Below are 19,002 nucleotides of genomic sequence, written 5' to 3'. Positions count from 1 at the left end.
TTCTGGCCGGTGTCACCGCGGAAGGCGCGCGCCCGGCACGCGCCTTTTCCTGTTTACTCTCACGGTCTCGTTAGCGGCTCGGAAATTGAATGTCCGCTCCGCCCTTATTCGTCGATCGCCCAACGCGCGATAAAGGTGCGTGAGAACAACCATTTTTGGCGCTGCCCGCCCGGATGTTCGTCGGCAGCCGAGTCAGCAAAGTTTTGCAGATCGCCATGGTCAAGTGTGGAGAGGTGAGCTTTGAGTGCCAACGCTGGCTCTAACCTCCGCGAGTCAAAGCGTCTGCCATTTTTGTCATCGAACCCCTCTGCTCTCGCGGGTAAAAAACGAGCTGCGGATTGAGGGAGTTTCGGTTCGAAAGGCAGGGCGCAGTGTCGCATCTTGAGATTGAGATCCTAGCAGTCAGAAAAGTTCAATGGCTGAGGGCAAGAGAGCCTACATCGAGCTTGCCCGTGGCCCAGGCCCCACTAAGCCGGCAACCGGTTTTCGCTTGCACTTCGCAGGGGGCTCGTTGATGCCTTCGATTTGCAATGCCATGCGGTTGTGGCGGACATAAGGGCCAGAATTTCGCGGCCATTGTGCGGCGAGTTTTTGCTTGTGAACGCCCCGGCCGCTTGTAGCTTTATGCGCTAGCCGGGTCCGACGAGAAGCATTGGGGAAATGAGCGCCAGCAAAACCGTCAGGGATACGGCATGCCTTTGAAAGCCGCAGCCCATATCGAGGCGATGTCTGCCTTCGCGCTGGCGAATTTCGGCGGCCATGACCGGCCGACGCTTGCCCAGAACGAGAGCGCCTTCCCGCCAAGCCCCAAAGCGACCGCCGCAGGCAGGGACGCGATCGCGCCAAGTCATCTCTATCCCGATCCGGACTGGACGGTGCTGCGCGATGCGATCGCGCAGGCCTATGGCGTCGAACGCGAGCTGATCCTGTGCGGCGCGGGTTCCATGGACCTGATCAACTGCGCCATCGCGGCCTTTGCCGGTCCTGGCGATGAGGTGCTCGCCACCACCTATACCTATAATTTCGCGGCCTCCGCCGCCTCACGTGTCGGTGCCGTCTACGTCAAGGCTCCAGAGTGCAACTTCGTCGTGTCCGTCGACAACATTCTCGCCGCCATCACGCCGACGACGCGGATCGTCTTCGTCTGCAATCCCGGCAACCCGACCGGCACCCGCATCCGCAATTCCGAACTGTTGCGCCTGCGCGCCGCCTTGCGCGGCGACGTGCTGCTGGTGATCGACCAGGCCTATGGCGAGTTCGACGACCAGAATCCTCAAGCCGTATTTGCACTGGTGGCTCGCGGTGACACCGTCGTGTTGCGCAGCTTTTCCAAAGCCTATGGGCTGGCCGGCGCGCGCGTCGGCTGGGGACTGTTCCCGCCTGCGGTCGCGGCCGAAATCCGCAAGCTGCAGAATTCCAACCAGGTCACCACACCAAGCCTCGCCATGGCGGTCGCCGCTCTGGAAGACCAGGCCTATATGCGCGAGACGGTGTCGCGCACCGCGGCCATCCGCAACAGCTTTGCGCAGGCTCTGAGAGCGGCGGGCTACGACGTGCCCGAAAGCCACACGAATTTCGTGCTAATCCGCTTCGCCGACGCCGCCGCAGCCGTGGCTGCCGATGCCGCCCTGCGCGGCGCCGACATCATCGTGCGCAGCCTCGGCGGCTATGGCCTCACCGATTGCCTGCGCGCCACGGTCGGGCCGCAGGAGATGATGGACCAAGCGCTGCGCATCCTGATCGATCTGCGCGGCGGCTGACTATGCGATATCAGAGGGAGAATTGAGCGATGCCCTATGTGCCGGCCCGTGACTTCATCGGCTATGGCGAAAAGCCGCCTGCCGCTCCGTGGCCCGGCGGCGCCAAGCTCGCACTCAACATCGTCGTCAACTACGAGGAAGGTGCTGAGTATAGCATCGACGAGGGCGACGGTGTCTCCGAGGCGATCCTGTCCGATCTAGCCGTGTCGCCGGCGGTACCCGGCCTGCGCAACCGCAACATGGAATCGCTCTACGAATACGGCTCGCGCGTCGGTGTCTGGCGGCTCGCCTCGCTGTTTCGAGACAAAGGTATCGTGCCGACCTTCTACGTCGTCGGGCGTGCGCTGGAACTCAATCCGGCCGCCGGCAAGGCAATGGCCGAGCTCGGTAGCGATATCGTCTGCCATGGCTGGCGCTGGATCGACTACGCGCCGCTGAGCGAGGCGGAGGAGCGCAATCACATCGCCATGACCGTCGATACGGTGCAGCGGCTCACCGGCATTCGCCCGCTCGGCTGGTACACCGGCCGGCCCAGCCTCAACACCAGGCGGCTGGTGGCCGAGCATGGCGGCTTCCTGTTCGACTGCGACGACTACAATGACGACCTGCCCTATTTCGTCGACGTCGATGGCAAGCGGCATCTGGTGGTGCCGCATTCCTTCGACAACAATGACAGCCGTTTTTCGCGCGGCTCCGGCCTGGAGACAGGCAGCCAGTTCTTCGACTATGTCAGCGACGGGGTGGACTGGTTGCTGGCCGAAGGCCAGACGACACCGCGCATGATGACGGTTTCGCTGCACTGCCGGCTCGCGGCGCGGCCGGGCCGCATGGTTGGACTCGCCCGCTTCCTCGACAAGATCAAAGCCAATCCGGACATCTGGGTCTGCCGCCGCTCCGATCTCGCCCAGCATTGGCTGGATCGGTTCGGCGGCTGAGCCGGCGGAAGCCGCGAACGCCTATTTGTTCGGGACTTCGTAGACCTTGCCGTGCCAGGGCGCCGCGTCGATCTGGTCGAGCGCCATCACATAGAGCGCCTTCTCGTCCGGTCCGAAGGCGAAGTTCGGCATCGACGGCGACGGCACCGAAAGCGTGCGCAGCAGCTTGGCATCCTTGTCGACGACGATGATCTTGCCTGGCGCATCCAGCGAGCGCGGGCTCTGGCCGATATACATCTCGCCGGCCTTGTCCATCTTGATGCCGTCGGGCCAGATGTGCGGCTGGTTGGGGAAGAGATCGTCGAGACGCAGGAAGACACGCCGGTTGCTCAGGCTGTGATCGGCCTGGACATCGAACGCGATGATCCTGTTGTCCTCGGTCTCGACCAGATAGAGGATCTTGCCGTCGTTCGACATGACGAGACCGTTGGCATTGTGCAGGTCGCCGGCGACCTTCCTCACGCTGCCGTCCTTGCCGATGTAATAGGCCGAGGCGTCGATCAGCGGACCGCCCTTGCCCGACCCGGTGAAATAGATGCCGCCATCCTTGTCGGGCGCGAAGTCGTTCGGCCCGCTGAATGGCTGGCCGTCGGTGTCCTTGTCATAGGCCGGCAGCGTCTTGCCGTCGGCCGAAATGTGGCCGATCGAGTTGCTGTCATAGCAGGTGACGAGCAACTCGCCGGCTGTCGTCGGCACCACCGCCGAAGGACCGCAGCCATCCATCTTCCAGAAGATCTCGTTCTTCTTGCCGTCCCACACGTCCACGGTGCCGCGGCCATATTCAACGTAGAAGAGTTTGTCCTGGTACCAGATCGGACCTTCGGCGAACCAGGCATCGTCGTTGATGACTTTGACGTCCGCCGCGTGCGCGGAGGACGTCAGGACAAGGGCAAACATGGTGCTGAGCAGATGCCGTTTGATCATGCGATTTCCCCTTTGTTTCCGGTCGTTGAAATCTGCTTTGCGTCGATGAGAGCGAGACCTACGCCCGCAGCCGTTTGCCTTCGGGATCGAAGGGCGGCTCGCTCAACAGCACCGCATCGTGCGGCCGGCCGAGGATCGCCACCGACACCTTGTCGCCTGCCTTGGCGGAGCCGGCCTTGACATAGCCGAGCGCCAGCGACTGCTCGACGAAGTAGCCGTAGGCGCCTGACGAGACCTGGCCAATCGGCGTGCCGTCCGGCAGGAAGATCGGCTCGCCGCCGGTGGCGTCGGCATCGTTTGCCGCGATCGACAGCATGATCAGCTGGTCGCGCGCCGGCTTTTCGGCGATGGCCGCATAGGCGTCGCGGTTGAGGAAATCGCCCTTGTCCATCTTGACCAGGCGGTCGAACTTGACCTCCTGCGGCCAATATTCGGGCGAGTATTCGCGGCTCCAGCTGCCGTAACCCTTCTCGACACGCAGCGACATCAGCGCACGCGAGCCGACCGGACCGGCGCCGACCTCGCTGCCGGCCTTGAGCAGCGCGCCATAGAGCGCGACCTGGTCGGCGACCGGGCAATAAAGCTCCCAGCCGAGATCGCCAGTGAAGGAGACACGCAGTGCCACCACATCGACGCCGCCGACCGTGATCCGCTTCGAGCGCATGAAGGGAAAAGCTTCGGTCGACAGATCGGCATTGGTCAGCCGCTGCAGCAATTCGCGCGATTTTGGGCCGGCGACGTTGAAGCCGCCCATCTCCTCGGTGCGTGAGCGGAAGGTTGTGCCTTCGGGCAGCGGAACAGCCTTGAAGAACCGCAGGTGGAAGCGCTCGGCCATGCCGGAGCCGAACACCATGAACTCGTCTTGGCCAAGCTTCGTCACCGTGAAGTCGCCGGCGATGCCGCCGCGCTTGCCGATCAATGGCGTCAGACAGGAGCGGCCGATTTCGGCCGGCATGCGATTGGCGAACAGCGAATCCAGCCAGGCCTCGGCGCCCGGCCCCATGACCTCGTATTTGGCGAAGTTCGAAACGTCGATGATCCCTGCATGCTCGCGCAGCATGCGCGCTTCGCGCCCGACCGGGCCCCACCAGTTCTGCCTGGTGAAGCCGTTGGTTTCTTCGCGCGGCTCGCCCTCGGCGGCGAACCACAGCGGATGCTCCCAGCCGAAATTGAGGCCAAAGACCGCGCCCATCTGCTTTTGCATCTCATAGGCGGGACGGGTGCGAACCGGACGCCCTGCGGCACGCTCCTCATTGGGGAAATGGATCTTGAAACGGTGGCTATACTGGTCCTGCACGCGGGCCTTGGTGAAAGCCTTGCCGGCCCAGTGGCCGAAGCGCGCCATGTCCCAGGCGAACATGTCGAGCGACGGCTCGCCTTCGATCATCCACTCGGCCGCCAGCTTGCCCATGCCGCCCGATTGCGAGAAGCCGGGAATGATGCCGTTGCAGCAGAAATAGTTCTGCAATTCCGGCGCCGGGCCGAACAGCACAGCGCTATCGGGCGACCAGATCATCGGCCCGTTGATGACGCGCTTGACGCCTGCCTTGCCAACTGCGGGGACGCGCGCAATGGCGCGCATCATGTTGTCCTCGATGCGGTCGAGATCGTCGGGAAACAGTTCGTGGCCGAAGTCGAGCGGTGTGGCGTCCTCGGCCCAGAATTTCATGTTGCGTTCATAGGCGCCGATCAGCAGGCCGAGGCCTTCCTGGCGCAGATAATATTCGCCGTCGCGGTCGGCGACCGAAGGCAGCCGGCGGCCCATGGCGGCGATTTCGGGGATGGTCTCGGTGACGAAATACTGGTGCTCGGTCGGGATCAGCGGCAATTGCAGGCCGGCCATGGCGGCGACCTCACGGCCCCAGAGGCCGGCGGCATTGACCACCCATTGCGTGTTGATATCGCCTTTCGGCGTGCGCACGATCCAGCTGCCGTCAGGTTGCGCTTCCGTGCCGGTCACCGGGGTGAAGCGATGGATCTCGGCGCCGCGCTGGCGCGCGCCGGCGGCATAGGCCGCGGTGACGCCGGACGGATCGACATTGCCGCCTTCGGGCTCATACATGATGCAGCGTATGCCGTCGAAATCGACCAGCGGGTGCAGCCGCTCCGCCTCGTCGCGCGCGACCTCATAGAAATTCATCTTGTAGCGGCGCGCCTTGGCTTCCTGCAGCCGCAGCTGGTGCTCGCGCGCCTCGGTCTGGGCGAGATAGAGCGAGCCCGGCTGGAAGATGCCGCAGCCCTGGCCGGTCTCGGTCTCCAGCTCCTTGTAGAGCGCCATGGTGTAGTGCTGCAGGCGGCTGATGTTGGTCGAGTCATGCAGGCCATGGATGTTGGCGGCGGCGTGCCAGGTCGAGCCGGAGGTCAGCTCGTCGCGCTCCAGGAGGACGACATCGGACCAGCCATGCTTGGCCAGATGATAAAGGATCGAGCAGCCGATCAAGCCGCCGCCGATGACAACGGCTTGTGCATGGGTACGCATATCGAGATTTCTTCCCTTTGTGTTCGGCGACTTGTCGTGTTCCAGCTCAATGAATCCGCTCTCGTCGCCTTGGCGAATTCCAGGGGGCGATCCGGCCGCCCCCTGGATGCTTACAAATCAGGCCTTGTCGAGCCAGACCTTGTCCAGCTGCAGTTCGAATGTCTGATGCATTTTGAGGTTTTTCACATAGGTGGCGTGATGACGGTAGAGCGAGCGCCAGAATGACTGAACCAGAACGCCGGAATCCTGCAGGATGAACTCGACATCCTTCATCAGCTCCTTGCGCTTGGCCGTATCGGCGATGGCGAGTGCGGCATTGAGCTTCTTGTCGAACTCGGGATTGGCATAGGCCGTTTCGTTCCAGGCTTCGCCGCTGCGATAGGCGAGCGCCAGCACCTGGACGCCCAGCGGACGCATGCCCCATTCGGTGGTCGACCACGGATATTTCGTCCAGTCGTTCCAGAACGAGGTGCCCGGGATGATCGTCCGTTTCACCTTGAAGCCGGCCTCGCGCATCTGCGCGGCAACGACGTCGGCGGGGTCCTTCACATAGTCCGAGTCATAGGAGATCAACTCGAACTCATGATCCATCTGGCCGGCCTCGGTCATCAGCGCCTTGGCCTTGACGAGATCGCGCGAGACTTTCGGCAGCTCGTAATATTCGGGATGGATCGGACAGACATGGTGGTTTTCGGCGACCTGGCCGAGGCCGCTATAGCCGAGCTTCAGCACCGTCTCGTTGTCGACCGCGAGCTGGATGGCGTTACGCACCCGTTTGTCGTCATAGGGTTTGCTGCTGATATTGGTGCGCAGCACGATCGTTCCGGCGGTGACGACGGATTCCTTGACCAGGCCCATGCTCTCGTAGAGATCTACTGTGCCGCCGACGGTCTGGTAGTTGCAGTCGATCTCGCCGGCTTCGAACGCGCTGGCGATGGCGGGGTTGGAAGCGTCCGTGCCGTAGTCGGTCCAGTCGACACCATCGAGATAGGTTTCTCCGCCAAACCACGTGAAGTCCTTGCGGCGCCGGACTGAAGCCGAGTCGCCGACCTTGTAGGAGATCAACTCATAAGGGCCGGTGCCGGGCGTTTTGGTCATGTCGGCACCGTTCTTGTCGAAGTCGCGGTGGACGATGATGGCCGGATAGTCGGCGAAGCCGGGTATGATGGTGACATCGGACTGGCCGCACTTCAGCTTCACCGTGTGGTCGTCGACCTTGGTGATAGCGCCAGCGATCGCCCTCTTGGTGGCAGGATCGATCAACGTGGCCATGCGGCCCGCCATCGAATTGCCCTCGGCCTCCTTGTCGCACCAGCGCTCGATGTTGAAGACGATGTCGTCGGCGTTGAGTTCGTCGCCGTTCGACCATTTCACGCCCTTGCGCACATGCAGCGTGTATTCGGTGGCGTCGTCGCTGACCTCCCAGCTTTCGATGAGATGGCCCTCGAAGGTGAAGTCCTGGGTATAGCGGATCATGTAGTCGTTGCACTGGCGCAGTACATTGGCCATCTCCGACCAGTCCCATGTGCGCGGGTCCTTCATGTCCTTGATGATCATCTGCATCTTCAGGATACCGCCCTTCTTGCCAGGCTCGATCGTTGCAGCTTCGGCCGGCGCGGGAAGGCCGGCCAGGCCGTAGGCAAACGCCGTGGAGGCGCCCATCGCGCTCGCCATGGCCAGGAATTCCCGGCGGTCCATCCTGCCGTTTCTGACTTCATCTGCGTAGCTTTCGATCACCGCGGGGACGCGGTCACCGTCGCTCCTGAAAAGTGCCATTGTTGCTTCTCCGGTTTGGGCTTTCCGCCCGTTCATTCCCCATTACGCAAGGAATGTTAGAGGCGATGCAAAAATCCCGGAAGGGCTTGAGGGCTCAAAAACCGCTGAAACCCGGCTTACGAGGCCTAATAAAACGATGCCATTGGCGTCTCAATTTTTTTTGCGCGCCGCCGTGCCGATGTCGGCGACCACCCCTCAGGCGCTGTCTTCCTGCGCCCTCGCCACGATCCATTCGCGCACTGTGCGGGCGATGTTGCCCTTGGAGACATGGGTCTCGGTCAGGTAGTAATTCCAAGGGCTGGGCGGCCGAACCGGAAACGGTTCGACGAGGAGTCCGCGCCGCAGATATGCGTGGGCGAGCGAGCGCTGCGTGGCGACGAGGCCGGCGCCCATTGCGGCAAGCTCGAGCGCGATGTTGGACGCGTTCGTCGACAGGCCCTTGTCGAAATCCTGCATGTCGACGCCAAGCGCGGTGGCAACGACCTGCCAGTATTCCTGGCGGCCGTGCACGAAGATCCGGTCCACCTTGAGGATATCCCCCGGCACTTTGACGGCGTGCTCCCCTTCCAGCAGCGACGGCGCACACAAAAGCACCAATTCGTCATTCCAGAGCGGAATGGCGGCGGGCGGGCGATCGTCGAAGCGCCGCGTCGAGATGGTGATGTCGGCGATCTGTTCGCTGAGGTCCTCCCAGATCGTGCCGTGCAGCACAATCTCGATTTCGGGGTGCTTCTTGCGGAAGGCGGCCATGCAGCCGGCCAACCAATTCTCCGCCAGGCTCATCGGGCAGGAGACGACCACGGTGCGGTTGCGCGACGAGGTCACGATCGCCTCCGTCGCCTGGTCGATCTGGTCCAGCGCCTGGCGCAGGGTCGGCAGGAACGCCTCGCCCATCTCGGTCAACTTGAGGCTGCGCGGATAGCGGATGAACAATTGCCGGCCGATGTAATGTTCGAGCGAGCGGACATGCGTGCTGACCGCGGCCTGCGTGTAGCCAAGCTCCTTGGCGGCCATGGTGAAACTCAGATGCCGGGCCGAGCTTTCGAACGACCTGATATAGTTCAAAGGCGGGGGTGGCTTCATCTCCGGCTCCTGCGCTGTGCCAGAATAGGTAGACCATGGAGCCGTTGGCGTTCAATTGCACGCAAGCGACATGGCATAGATATTTTTGGCCAAAGCCGCTGAACTAATTGCGTGAATGCACGATGAACCCAAATTAATGATGGCGTGACGACAGAGGGAGTGGAGCAAGTGGCTGTGTCGCCCCATCGCCGTGAAGGGCCTGACGCAAGCGCTGAGACTGCCGTGCGCCTGGCAGATTTCGTGTTACGCCGGCCGGCATCGGTTTTCCCTCAGGCAGTGCTGGACCAGGCTCGCTACCTCTTGCTCGACACGATTGGAATTGCGATTGCCGCAGGGCCGATGGAGGCCGGCCGGATCGCCAGGGATACCGCGACCCTGCTCTACAATTCGAGCGACCCAAGGCATTCCGCCCGCATGCTTTTCGACGGCCGCCGCGCTTCCCTGGCGGGTGCCGCCTATGCCTGCGCGACGCAGATCGACAATCTCGACGGCCATGACGGGTACAGCCCGACCAAGGGTCATATCGGTGTCGTGGTGGTGCCGGCGCTGGCGGCGCTGGCCGAACAGCTTCCGGCGCTTGGCGGTCCGGAGGCGCTGGCAGCGCTGGTCGTCGGCTACGAAGTCGCCGGCCGCGCCGGCATCGCCCTGCATGCGACCGTGTCGGACTATCACACGTCGGGCGCCTGGAATGCGCTGGGCGTCGCTGCAGTGGCGGCGCGTCTGCGCCGCCTAAGCGACGGACAGTTGCGCGAGGCGCTCGGCATTGCCGAATATCATGGCCCGCGCAGCCAGATGATGCGCGAGATCGCCACACCGACGATGCTGCATGACGGCTCGGGCATCGGTGCACTGACCGGCCTGTCGGCGGCGGTGCTCGCCGAACGCGGCTTCACCGGCGCGCCGGCCATCACCGTCGAGGCGCCGGAAATGGCTGCGCATTGGCAAGATCTCGGCAGCTTCTGGCAGGCGCTGCATCAATATGTGAAACCCTACCCGATCTGCCGCTGGGCGCATGCGGCGATCGACGCGACGCGCGGGCTGGTGCTTTCGCATCATCTGACGCCGGCCGATATCAGCCATGTCCAGGTCAACAGCTTCCACTATGCCGCGACGCTGTTCGACGGCATGCCGGACACGACGTCGAAGGCGCAGTACAGCCTGCGCTTCGCGGTTGCGACCTTCATCCTGCATGGCCGTATCGGGCTGGAGCACATTTCCGGCGCCGGCCTTGAAGACGGTGCCGTTGCGGAAATGCTCGCCCGCATCAGCGTGTCGGAACACGAACGCCACAGCGCCCGCTTCCCGGCGGGACGCTGGGCCGATGTCACCATCACCACCACCGATGGCCGGGTGCTGACCTCGGGCGATGTCCATGCGCGAGGTGGACCGGAGGCGCCTCTGACGCCAAATGAGATTGAAGCCAAATATCTGGAGTTCGCGACACCCGTGCTCGGACAAGGCCGCGCCATGGCGATCCGCGACGCCATCCTGTCGCTGACCGACCCCGACAGCCGCTTTTCCGAGCTCTCGGCCCTGCTCTACGATCCTCCCGTTATCACCAAGATCCTCCAGCGACCGGCGTGGTAGACTGACATGCCGCTCAGGCTGCTGAAATACGGTCTCAGCCGGGACTATCCGGTCAGCGAGGACATTCCCGCCACGCCGGCGCTCAAATCGTCCTACGATGTCGTCATCATAGGCGGCGGCGGTCATGGCCTGTCCTGCGCACATCATCTGGCGAAGTACCACGGCATCACCGACGTCGCGGTGCTCGAGAAGGGCTATCTCGCCGGCGGCAACACGGCGCGCAACACCACGACGATCCGCTCCAACTACATCACGCCGCAAGGCATCGCCTTCTACAAGGAAGGGGTGGCGCTGTTCGAGACGCTGTCGCAGGAACTCGACTTCAACGTCATGTTCTCGCAGCGCGGCCAGCTGACGCTTGCGCATACGGAAGCGACGCTGCGCAGCTTCCATTCGCGCGCCGAGATGGGCAAGCATCTGGGCACCCGCACCGAAGTGGTCGACCAGAAGGCGGTCCAGGAACTGGTACCGTCGCTCAACATGGACTTTGGCGGCGCGCTCGAAATCCTCGGCGGGCTCTGGCATGCCGATGGCGGCACGGCGCGGCATGACGCGGTGGCGTGGGGCTATGCCGCGCAGGCGTCGCGGCGCGGCGTCGAGATCCACCAGCGCACCGAGGTGCAAGGGTTCGAGGTCACCGGCGACAGGGTCCAGGCGGTGAAGACAAACCGCGGCCGCATCGCCTGCGGCCAGATGCTGATCGCGACCGGCGGCATGAATTACGACGTTGCGCTGATGGCCGGCGTCGAACTGCCGATCCGTTGCTATCCGCTGCAGGCGATGGTGACGCAGCCGCTGAAGCCGTGGCTCAACACGCTGGTCTCCTCCGTTTCGCTGCACACCTATCTCGTGCAATCGTCGCGCGGCGAGGTGGTGATCGGCGGCGGCTCCGATCCCTACCAGCTCTATTCGACGCGCTCGACTCTCGACATGAAGGAGCATCTGGCCGAAGGCGCCGTGCATCTGTTCCCGTTCCTGCAAGGTGTCAGGCTGCTGCGGCAATGGGCCGGGATTACCGACATGACGCCGGACTACAGCCCGATCATGGGCGCCAGCCCGCTCAACAATCTTTGGCTCGATTGCGGCTGGGGGACCTGGGGCTTCAAGGCGACGCCGGTCGCCGGCAAGCGGATGGCCGAGACCATCGCCACCGGCCGCGTGCCCGACATATTGCAGCCGTTCGCGCTGGAGCGTTTCGAAACCTTCCAGCTGCTCAATGAAATGGGCGCGACGGCAGCGAGCCACTGACAATGAAGATCATGACCTGCCCGATGAACGGCCCGCGCAACATAGACGAGTTCCAGTCTTTCGGACCGGTGCGCGACGAGTTGGATCCTGAACGGACCGCCGACGCCGACTGGTCGCGACATCTGTTCCGTGCCGAAAACCGCAGGGGCGTCGTCGTCGAGTGGTGGCGGCATGTGCCGAGCAATTATTTCTTCCTCGCCGAGCGCGATCTCGTCAGCAACGAGATCATCCGCACCTTCGACGCCTCGCAGCGCAGCGGCCAGTCATGAACCGCCTGCCTGCTCCTTTCGGCACCCGCATCGACCGGACGCGCCCGCTGCGCTTCAGCTTCGAGGGCAAGAGCTTCGATGCCTATGCCGGCGACTGCATCGCCAGTGCGCTCGCCGCCTCCGGGCAATGGATGCTGTCTCGCTCATTCAAATACCACCGCCCGCGCGGTGTCTTCAGCATGAACGGCGCCGAGGCCAACACGCTGGTGCAGCTGCCGTCGGAGCCGAATGTCGCCGCCGACCGGACGCCGGTCAGCGAGGGCCTGCAGATCAGCGCGCAGAACGTCAACGGCTCGCTCGCGCATGACCGCGATGCGATCATCGATAGGTTTGGGCGCTTCCTGCCGGTCGGCTTCTACTACCGCACCTTCATGGGACCGCGCCGCGACAGCTGGCTGAAATTCTGGGAACCGATCATCCGCCGCAAGGCGGGGCTCGGCATCGTCGACACCAAGGCCGCGCACCGGCATTTCGACAAGTCGCATCTGCACTGCGACGTGCTGGTCGTCGGCGCCGGTCCGGCCGGACTGAATGCGGCCATCGCTGCCGCCGAAGCGGGTGCGGATGTCGTGCTTTGCGATGAAAACCCCGAGATCGGCGGGTCGCTGACCTATGGCCGCCATGACCCGGCGGTGCTAGCGGGTCTCACAGCGAGGATCGAGACGCTTCCCAATCTGCGCGTAATGACGGGCACGCTCTGCAATGGCTGGTACGAGGACAATTGGCTGCCGCTGATCCAGGGCGACCGGCTCTATCGCACACGGGCGCGCGAGGTGATCCTCGCCACCGGCGCGATCGGGCAGCCGGCCATCTTCCGCAACAACGATCTGCCCGGAATCATGCTCGGCAGCGCTGCGCAGCGGCTGATCCGTCACTATGGCGTGCGCCCCGGGCAAAGGGCCGTGGTGCTGACCGGCAGTGACGAAGGCTATGCCGTTGCGCTCGATCTGGTCGAGGTCGGCGTGTCGGTCATGTTGGTCGCCGATCCGCGAACCGGCGGCCTGCCAGGCCCGCTCGAAGCCGAACTGCATGGCAAGGGCGTGGCGATCCAGAAGGCCGTGACAGTTGAAGCCGCCGAAGGCAAAAGTGGACACCTTGCTCGCGTTCGCGTCGGCGGACGCTGGGTCGAATGCGACCTGCTGACGATTTCGGTCGGCGGAGTACCCGCCTGGCAACTGCCTTGCCAGGCAGGCGCCAAGGTCGGCTACGATGACGTCAGCGGATCGATGACGCTAACACTGGCGAAGGGGCCTGTTCAGCTTGCCGGCTCCGTCGCCGGGGACAATGGTCTGGAGGGCTCTGTTGCCGGCGGTCGTCGCGCGGCTGCGCTGGCATTGCAGCGGCTCGGCCATGCAGTTGCGCAAGACATGGTCCTCGGCAAAGTCATACCATCCTGCCCGGTCCATGTGCAGCCGATCGTGGGAAATGCGAAAGGCCGCGACTTCGTCGACTTCGACGAGGATCTCCAGGTCAAGGATCTGCACAACGCCATCAAGGATGGCTATCGCGAGATCGAGCTGGTCAAGCGCTTCACCACGGTGGGCATGGGTCCAAGCCAGGGTCGCCATTCGGCGCTGCCGACGGCAAGGATCGTCGCCGGGGCGACCGACCGGACTGTCGCCGAAGTCGGCATCACGACCGCGCGGCCGCCGGTCGGGCCGGAGATGCTCGGCGTGCTTGCCGGCCATTACGAACCGCTGGAGCGGCGCACGGCGCTGCACGCAAGGCACCTCGCGCTCAACGCCGTGATGAAGCCGGTCGGTGCCTGGTGGCGGCCGTATTTCTATGGCGATCCGACGAATGCGCAAGAGGCGATCCGCGACGAGATCATGGCGGTGCGCGAGGGCGTCGGCCTGCTCGACGTCTCGACACTCGGCAAGCTGGAGCTGCGCGGGCCGGATTCCGGCGAGTTCCTCGACCGGCTCTACACCATGGCGCATGCCAACCAGCCGGTCGGGCGCGTGCGCTATTGCCTGATGCTCAACGAAATGGGCTCGGTGGTCGATGATGGCGTTGCCTACCGCATGGCTGACGATCGGTTCTATGTGACGGCCACGACAGGTGCGGTCGCGCGCGTCTATGCCGACATGCTGTTCTGGAACGCGCGGTGGCGGCTCGAGGTCGACGTGCTCAACCTCACCGGCGCGTTCTCCGGCCTGAATGTGACCGGTCCCAAGGCGCGGTCGGTGCTTGAGGAGCTCGAAAGCAACATCGACTTCAGCCGCGAGGCCTTCCCCTATCTCAGCGCCCGCGAGGGCGTCGTCGCCGGTGTGCCGGTGCGTGTCATGCGGATCGGCTTCACCGGCGAGCTCAGCTACGAGTTGCATTGCCCGTCGAGCCTGGCCCCGGCGCTGTGGGATGCGGTGATGGAGGCCGGCAAGCCGCATGGCCTCACACCCTACGGACTGGAAGCGTCGCGCATCCTGCGGCTGGAGAAAGGCCATATCCTGATCGGCCAGGACACGGATGCCATCACCACGCCGGACGAACTCGGCTTCGGCTGGGCCGTATCGAAGAAGAAGCCGTTCTTCGTCGGCAAGCGTTCCATCGAAATGCGTGCGAGGCTCGGGCAATCGCGCAAGCTGGTCGGGTTGCAATTTCCGGCCGGCGCCAAAAACGTACCGGGCGAGAGTTGCCTGGTGCTGCGTGGCAACGATCCCGTCGGCCAGATCACCTCGATCGGCTTTTCGCCGACGCTCGGCTGTTCCGTCGCGCTCGCCTATGTCCATGCCGACGATGCAGCGGAAGGAAGCCGGGTGACAGTGAAGTGCCGCGACGGCGCGCTGGTCGAAGTGCCGGTTGTCGGGCATGCCTTCTTCGATCCGACCCATGAACGGCAGGAGATGTAGGTGGCGGGCTTCGACGCAATGCCCATCTTCCCCTTCGCGCCTGGCGGCGCGGCGAATGGCACGCTGCCTTCCGGCGCCGTTGCGCTGACCGATCTCACCGCCAGCCCACGCTTCGGCCTGAAGGGCGGCGGCAGCGTCGAGTGGCTCACCGCGCATGGCGTTGCCCTGCCCGCGATCAATCGCACCGGCAGCTATCGCGGCCTGCGTGTGCTGCGCCTCGGCAATGAGGACATCCTGCTGCTGGCGGAAAATGCCGGCGAGACTCTGGCCGAACTGAAAAGCGCCTGGGAAAGCGACAGCGGGCCGAAAGGCTATTCGTCCTGGCGCGAGGAAGGATGGGCGTGGATGCGGCTTTCCGGTCCGGCAATTGCCGATGCGATGAGCGAGCTCTGCGCACTCGATCTGCGCCCCGACAGATTCAGCGCCGAAGACATTGCGCAGACACGCGTCGGCCATATCGAAGCGGTTGCTGTCCGCGCGCCGGCCGGTTTCGATGTACTGTTCGACATCACCGCGTCGGCATACTTCGCTCGGACCGTCTCGGCGGTGGCCAGGCACTGTACGCAACATCAGGCATAGAGGATATCAATGACCCGCCCGCAAGGAACCATCGCCCCGATCCTGACGCCGTTCGACAACGATGGCCGCATCGCCCGCGACCTGTGGATCTCACATGCGAGATGGGTGCTGGACCAGGGCGCGCATTTCCTGTCGCCGTTCGGCACCACGGGCGAGGCGCTGTCGCTCTCGCTCGATGAGCGCATGCAGGCGCTGGAATGGCTGATCGAAGCGGGCATTTCGCCGGCGCGCATGATGCCTGGAACCGGGGTCACCGCGCTGCCCGAAACCGTTGAATTGTCCAAGCACGCGGTCGGGCTTGGCTGCGCCGGTGTGATGGTGTTGCCGTCGTTCTTCTACACCGCGGCCGGCGACAACGGCCAGGCGCGTTACTACAGCGAGCTGATCGAGCGGGTGGCGAACCCGGCGCTGAAGATGATCCTCTACCACATCCCACAGAACTCCGGCGTGCCGGTGAGCCCGGCCTTGACTGCACGGCTGAGCGCGGCGTTTCCCGAGACGGTCGTCGCCTACAAGGACAGCGCCGGCGACTGGAACAACACGGCGGCGGTGATTGCCGCAGCGCCTGGGGTCGCGGTGTTCCCCAGCTCGGAGGCCCAGCTGACCAAGGGCCTCGCCAATGGCGCCGCGGGTTGCATCTCGGCGACGGTCAATCTCAATGCCGCGGCCATTCGGGCGCTTTACGACGCAACCATTGCAGGCAAGGACGTCACGGAAGCGGACGCGGCGGTGAAGGCGTTCCGCAAAATCATCCAGGATGCCGGCCTGATCCCGGCGATGAAAGCGGTGCTGGCGGTTCGCTCCGGCGACCAGCGCTGGCTGAACCTGCGCGCGCCGCATGAGAATGCGACGCTAGAACAGGGCAAGACGCTGATTGCGGCGCTCGGCGCTTCAGCCGGTCACATTGGCCGCGGCTGAGGCGCAAGACATGTCGGCTCACCCCACCGTCATCCTGCACACCGACCGGCCGGCGGCAGCGATGGCGGTGCTCGGCGAGACGCATGCTGACCTCACCGTTCACGCCTGTGATACCTATGCTGCCTTGCCCGGCCTGATCGAGCAGATTGCTGCGGAGGTCGTCTACACCGTCCGCTTTGACGGCACGCCGCGCTTTCCGCGCCAGGCGCTTGTCGAAAGCGCCACGGTGAAGTGGGTGTCGGTCGGCGGTTCAGGAACCGATCATCTCGGGCGCTGGGATCCGGCGCGCGTCACTGTGACGAACTCCGCCGGCGTCGCCGCCGGTATGCTGGCGGAATATGCGCTGGGTGCCATGCTGTCCTTCTCGCTCGACCTGCGCGGTTTCGGCCGCCGCCAGCAGGCGCGCCAGTGGGGCGGTGGCCGCGTCGAGCCAATCGAAGGCAAGACAGTTCTGGTCATCGGCCTCGGCAAGACCGGTACGGCCGTCTCCAGGCGCGCCAAGGCGATGGGCATGGAAACGCTTGGCATTCGCGCCCGGCCGAAGCCGATGCCCAGCCTCGACGAGGTGCACGGCCCGGATGCCTTGCTTGCTTTGCTCGGTCGCGCCGATTTCATTGTCTGCTGTGTGCCGCTGCTGCCCGCCACACGTGGCCTGCTCGGCAAGGCGGCCTTCGCGGCGATGAAACCGTCAGCCGTGCTCATCGATATTTCGCGCGGTGGCGTGACCGAGGAAGCAGCGTTGCTCGAAGCCCTCGACGGCAAGCGGATCAGGGGCGCGGCGTTGGATGTGTTCAGCACCGAGCCGCTGCCGGCCGACCATCCGCTCTGGGGCTACGACAACGTCGCGATCACGCCGCATTGCGCGGCGGTCTACGAGGGCTGGGACATCAAATCGGTGCGCATGTTCGCCGACAATCTGAAGCGCTACCGCAGCGGCCAGACGCTGGAAAACACAGTCAATCCGGAGCGCGGCTACTAAGCAATTCCATGAAAAGTGCGAAGCGGTTTTCCGTCCGGAATTGCGAAAAAAGAGACCCGAAGGGAAGAGACACATGACGCAGGACAGGCGCGGCGGGGGCCGCAGATCGAAGATCGGGCGCAGCGGCGGCGGCATCGCGCAGCTGCCTTGGCAGCATGTGGAGAATCCCTATCCGCCGATGCAGCTGCTGGACGAAGAGCGGATGCAGCGTCTGCACGACACCTCGATGCGCATCCTGTCGGAACTCGGCATCCGCGTCATGAGCGACAAGGTGATGGATCTGTTCGCGGCGGCCGGCGCCATCGTCGACCGCGAGGAAAAGACCATCAGGATCGACGAAAGCCTGGTTACCGAAGCGCTGCGCGCGGTGCCGTCCTCCTTCACGCTGACCAGCCGCAACCCGCAAAGGCAGGTCCACCTCGGCGGCAATTCGCTGGTGTTCGGGCTGGTCGCCGGTCCGCCTAATGTGCATGACCGCATCAATGGCCGCCGCCAGGGCAATCTGCCCGACTACCAGAACTTCATCCGGCTGGCGCATCACTTCAACGCTATCCACATCATCGGCAACCAGGTGGTGGCGCCGATGGAATTGCCGGCCAACGAGCGGCATCTCGACACCTATTACGCCAATCTGACGCTGAGCGATCTCTCCTTCCACTGCACGGCGATCGGCCGTGCGCGGGCGATGGACGGCATCAACATGATGGCGATCGCGCGCGGCATCACCGTCGAGGCGATGCGCGGCTCGCCCGGCGTGACGACGATCATCTCGATCAACTCGCCGCGCCTGTTCGACGACGCCATGGCCGAAGGCCTGATCGCCATGGCCGAGCATGGCCAGCCGGTGACGGTGACGCCATTCACGCTGATGGGCGCCATGACACCGGTGACGCTGGCGGCGGCGCTTTGCCAGCAGAACGCGGAAGCGCTGTTCGGCGTGGTGCTGACGCAGCTCGTCAACCCCGGCACGCCGGTGATGTACGGCGCCTTCACCTCCAATGTCGACATGAAGTCGGGCGCGCCGGCCTTCGGCACGCCGGAGAACGCCAAGGCCAACATCATCGCCGGGCAACTAGCGCGGCGCTATAATCTGCCCTACCGCACCTCCAATGCGAATGCCTCGAACGTCGTCGATCTGCAGGCGGCCTACGAAACCGAGATGGCGACCTGGGGCGCGGTGCTCGGCGGCGCCAATCTGATCTATCACGCGGCTGGCTGGCTGGAAGGCGGGCTGACGGCGTCCTATGAAAAACTCGTGCTCGATGTCGAGATCCTGCAGAACATGATGGAGTTCCTGCGGCCGCTGCCGTTCCAGGAGGACGATCTCGGTTTCGAGGCCATCAAGTCGGTGCCGGCCGGCGGCCATTTCTTCGGCGCCGAACACACAATGTCGCGCTACACCACCGCCTTCTACCAGCCGATGCTGTCCAACTGGCAGAACCATGGCGCCTGGGAGGAAGCGGGCGGCAAGGATGCGCTGGAGCGCGCCACCGAACTCTGGCAGCAGGCGCTGCATGATTACGAAGAACCGGTGATGGACCCGGCGATCCGCGAGGCGCTCGACGCTTATGTCGCGCGCCGCCGTGAAGAGATCGCCGCCAATCCGGACGGCTGAC

The 19,002-nt window shown here is 64.2% G+C and carries 15 protein-coding genes; 10 read left to right on the top strand and 5 right to left on the bottom strand.

Features of this window, described 5'->3' with window-relative positions:
- Positions 1–104: 104 nt before the first annotated feature.
- On the bottom strand, positions 105–251 hold the full coding sequence (locus AC0L3E_RS28930) for a hypothetical protein (RefSeq protein WP_473606213.1): 147 nt from the start codon (positions 249–251) through the stop codon (positions 105–107).
- Between the two features lie 441 nt (positions 252–692).
- Here AC0L3E_RS28930 and AC0L3E_RS28925 point away from each other — a divergent pair, with 441 nt between their 5' ends.
- Positions 693–1,760: a pyridoxal phosphate-dependent aminotransferase gene (locus AC0L3E_RS28925; RefSeq protein WP_473606212.1), complete on the top strand. Its 1,068-nt coding sequence runs from the start codon at positions 693–695 to the stop codon at positions 1,758–1,760.
- Between the two features lie 29 nt (positions 1,761–1,789).
- Complete coding sequence (locus AC0L3E_RS28920; protein WP_473606211.1) at positions 1,790–2,695, top strand: allantoinase PuuE; 906 nt, start codon at positions 1,790–1,792, stop codon at positions 2,693–2,695.
- Between the two features lie 21 nt (positions 2,696–2,716).
- On the opposite strand, the gene AC0L3E_RS28915 is transcribed toward AC0L3E_RS28920, so the two are convergent.
- From AC0L3E_RS28915 to AC0L3E_RS28900, 4 genes are all read right to left on the bottom strand, one after another.
- Entirely contained in the window at positions 2,717–3,619 is a 903-nt protein-coding gene (locus tag AC0L3E_RS28915) for an SMP-30/gluconolactonase/LRE family protein (protein ID WP_473606209.1), read from the bottom strand.
- A gap of 58 nt (positions 3,620–3,677) precedes the next feature.
- A complete protein-coding gene (locus AC0L3E_RS28910; protein ID WP_473606208.1) occupies positions 3,678–6,098 on the bottom strand; it encodes a GcvT family protein in 2,421 nt (806 codons plus the stop codon).
- Positions 6,099–6,215: 117 nt separating this feature from the next.
- The gene (locus AC0L3E_RS28905; RefSeq protein WP_473606206.1) at positions 6,216–7,874 is read right to left on the bottom strand and encodes an ABC transporter substrate-binding protein; all 1,659 of its coding nucleotides are present in this window, start codon (positions 7,872–7,874) and stop codon (positions 6,216–6,218) included.
- A 195-nt stretch (positions 7,875–8,069) separates the two neighbouring features.
- Complete coding sequence (locus tag AC0L3E_RS28900; RefSeq protein ID WP_473606205.1) at positions 8,070–8,957, bottom strand: LysR substrate-binding domain-containing protein; 888 nt, start codon at positions 8,955–8,957, stop codon at positions 8,070–8,072.
- Between the two features lie 222 nt (positions 8,958–9,179).
- Here AC0L3E_RS28900 and AC0L3E_RS28895 point away from each other — a divergent pair, with 222 nt between their 5' ends.
- The 8 genes from AC0L3E_RS28895 to AC0L3E_RS28860 all read left to right on the top strand — a co-directional run bounded on the left by AC0L3E_RS28895 (position 9,180) and on the right by AC0L3E_RS28860 (position 19,001).
- Positions 9,180–10,544, top strand: a complete 1,365-nt coding sequence (locus AC0L3E_RS28895; protein WP_473606204.1) for an MmgE/PrpD family protein — start codon at positions 9,180–9,182, stop codon at positions 10,542–10,544.
- A 6-nt stretch (positions 10,545–10,550) separates the two neighbouring features.
- Entirely contained in the window at positions 10,551–11,792 is a 1,242-nt protein-coding gene (locus AC0L3E_RS28890; protein ID WP_473606202.1) for an FAD-dependent oxidoreductase, read from the top strand.
- 2 nt (positions 11,793–11,794) lie between these two features.
- Complete coding sequence (locus tag AC0L3E_RS28885) at positions 11,795–12,061, top strand: sarcosine oxidase subunit delta (protein ID WP_473606201.1); 267 nt, start codon at positions 11,795–11,797, stop codon at positions 12,059–12,061.
- Complete coding sequence (locus AC0L3E_RS28880) at positions 12,058–14,910, top strand: 2Fe-2S iron-sulfur cluster-binding protein (RefSeq protein WP_473606200.1); 2,853 nt, start codon at positions 12,058–12,060, stop codon at positions 14,908–14,910. Before AC0L3E_RS28885 ends, AC0L3E_RS28880 begins: the two co-directional genes overlap by 4 nt.
- Positions 14,911–15,489: a hypothetical protein gene (locus AC0L3E_RS28875; protein ID WP_473606199.1), complete on the top strand. Its 579-nt coding sequence runs from the start codon at positions 14,911–14,913 to the stop codon at positions 15,487–15,489.
- A 9-nt stretch (positions 15,490–15,498) separates the two neighbouring features.
- The gene (locus AC0L3E_RS28870) at positions 15,499–16,407 is read left to right on the top strand and encodes a dihydrodipicolinate synthase family protein (RefSeq protein ID WP_473606197.1); all 909 of its coding nucleotides are present in this window, start codon (positions 15,499–15,501) and stop codon (positions 16,405–16,407) included.
- A gap of 10 nt (positions 16,408–16,417) precedes the next feature.
- Positions 16,418–17,386: a D-2-hydroxyacid dehydrogenase gene (locus tag AC0L3E_RS28865; RefSeq protein ID WP_473606196.1), complete on the top strand. Its 969-nt coding sequence runs from the start codon at positions 16,418–16,420 to the stop codon at positions 17,384–17,386.
- 73 nt (positions 17,387–17,459) lie between these two features.
- Entirely contained in the window at positions 17,460–19,001 is a 1,542-nt protein-coding gene (locus tag AC0L3E_RS28860) for a trimethylamine methyltransferase family protein (RefSeq protein ID WP_473606195.1), read from the top strand.
- Position 19,002: the final 1 nt, after the last annotated feature.

The organism is Mesorhizobium sp. WSM4822, from assembly GCF_055811155.1.
Note: the sequence above shows the minus strand (reverse complement) of the source record. Positions and strands in the feature narration are given on the sequence as shown.

Coding starts and splice junctions, on each gene's coding strand:
- AC0L3E_RS28925 (WP_473606212.1), top strand. CDS start 693: ATGCCTTTGAAAGCCGCAGCCCATATCGAGGCGATGTCTGCCTTCGCG.
- AC0L3E_RS28920 (WP_473606211.1), top strand. CDS start 1,790: ATGCCCTATGTGCCGGCCCGTGACTTCATCGGCTATGGCGAAAAGCCG.
- AC0L3E_RS28915 (WP_473606209.1), bottom strand. CDS start 3,619: ATGATCAAACGGCATCTGCTCAGCACCATGTTTGCCCTTGTCCTGACG.
- AC0L3E_RS28910 (WP_473606208.1), bottom strand. CDS start 6,098: ATGCGTACCCATGCACAAGCCGTTGTCATCGGCGGCGGCTTGATCGGC.
- AC0L3E_RS28905 (WP_473606206.1), bottom strand. CDS start 7,874: ATGGCACTTTTCAGGAGCGACGGTGACCGCGTCCCCGCGGTGATCGAA.
- AC0L3E_RS28900 (WP_473606205.1), bottom strand. CDS start 8,957: ATGAAGCCACCCCCGCCTTTGAACTATATCAGGTCGTTCGAAAGCTCG.
- AC0L3E_RS28890 (WP_473606202.1), top strand. CDS start 10,551: ATGCCGCTCAGGCTGCTGAAATACGGTCTCAGCCGGGACTATCCGGTC.
- AC0L3E_RS28885 (WP_473606201.1), top strand. CDS start 11,795: ATGAAGATCATGACCTGCCCGATGAACGGCCCGCGCAACATAGACGAG.
- AC0L3E_RS28880 (WP_473606200.1), top strand. CDS start 12,058: ATGAACCGCCTGCCTGCTCCTTTCGGCACCCGCATCGACCGGACGCGC.
- AC0L3E_RS28870 (WP_473606197.1), top strand. CDS start 15,499: ATGACCCGCCCGCAAGGAACCATCGCCCCGATCCTGACGCCGTTCGAC.
- AC0L3E_RS28865 (WP_473606196.1), top strand. CDS start 16,418: ATGTCGGCTCACCCCACCGTCATCCTGCACACCGACCGGCCGGCGGCA.
- AC0L3E_RS28860 (WP_473606195.1), top strand. CDS start 17,460: ATGACGCAGGACAGGCGCGGCGGGGGCCGCAGATCGAAGATCGGGCGC.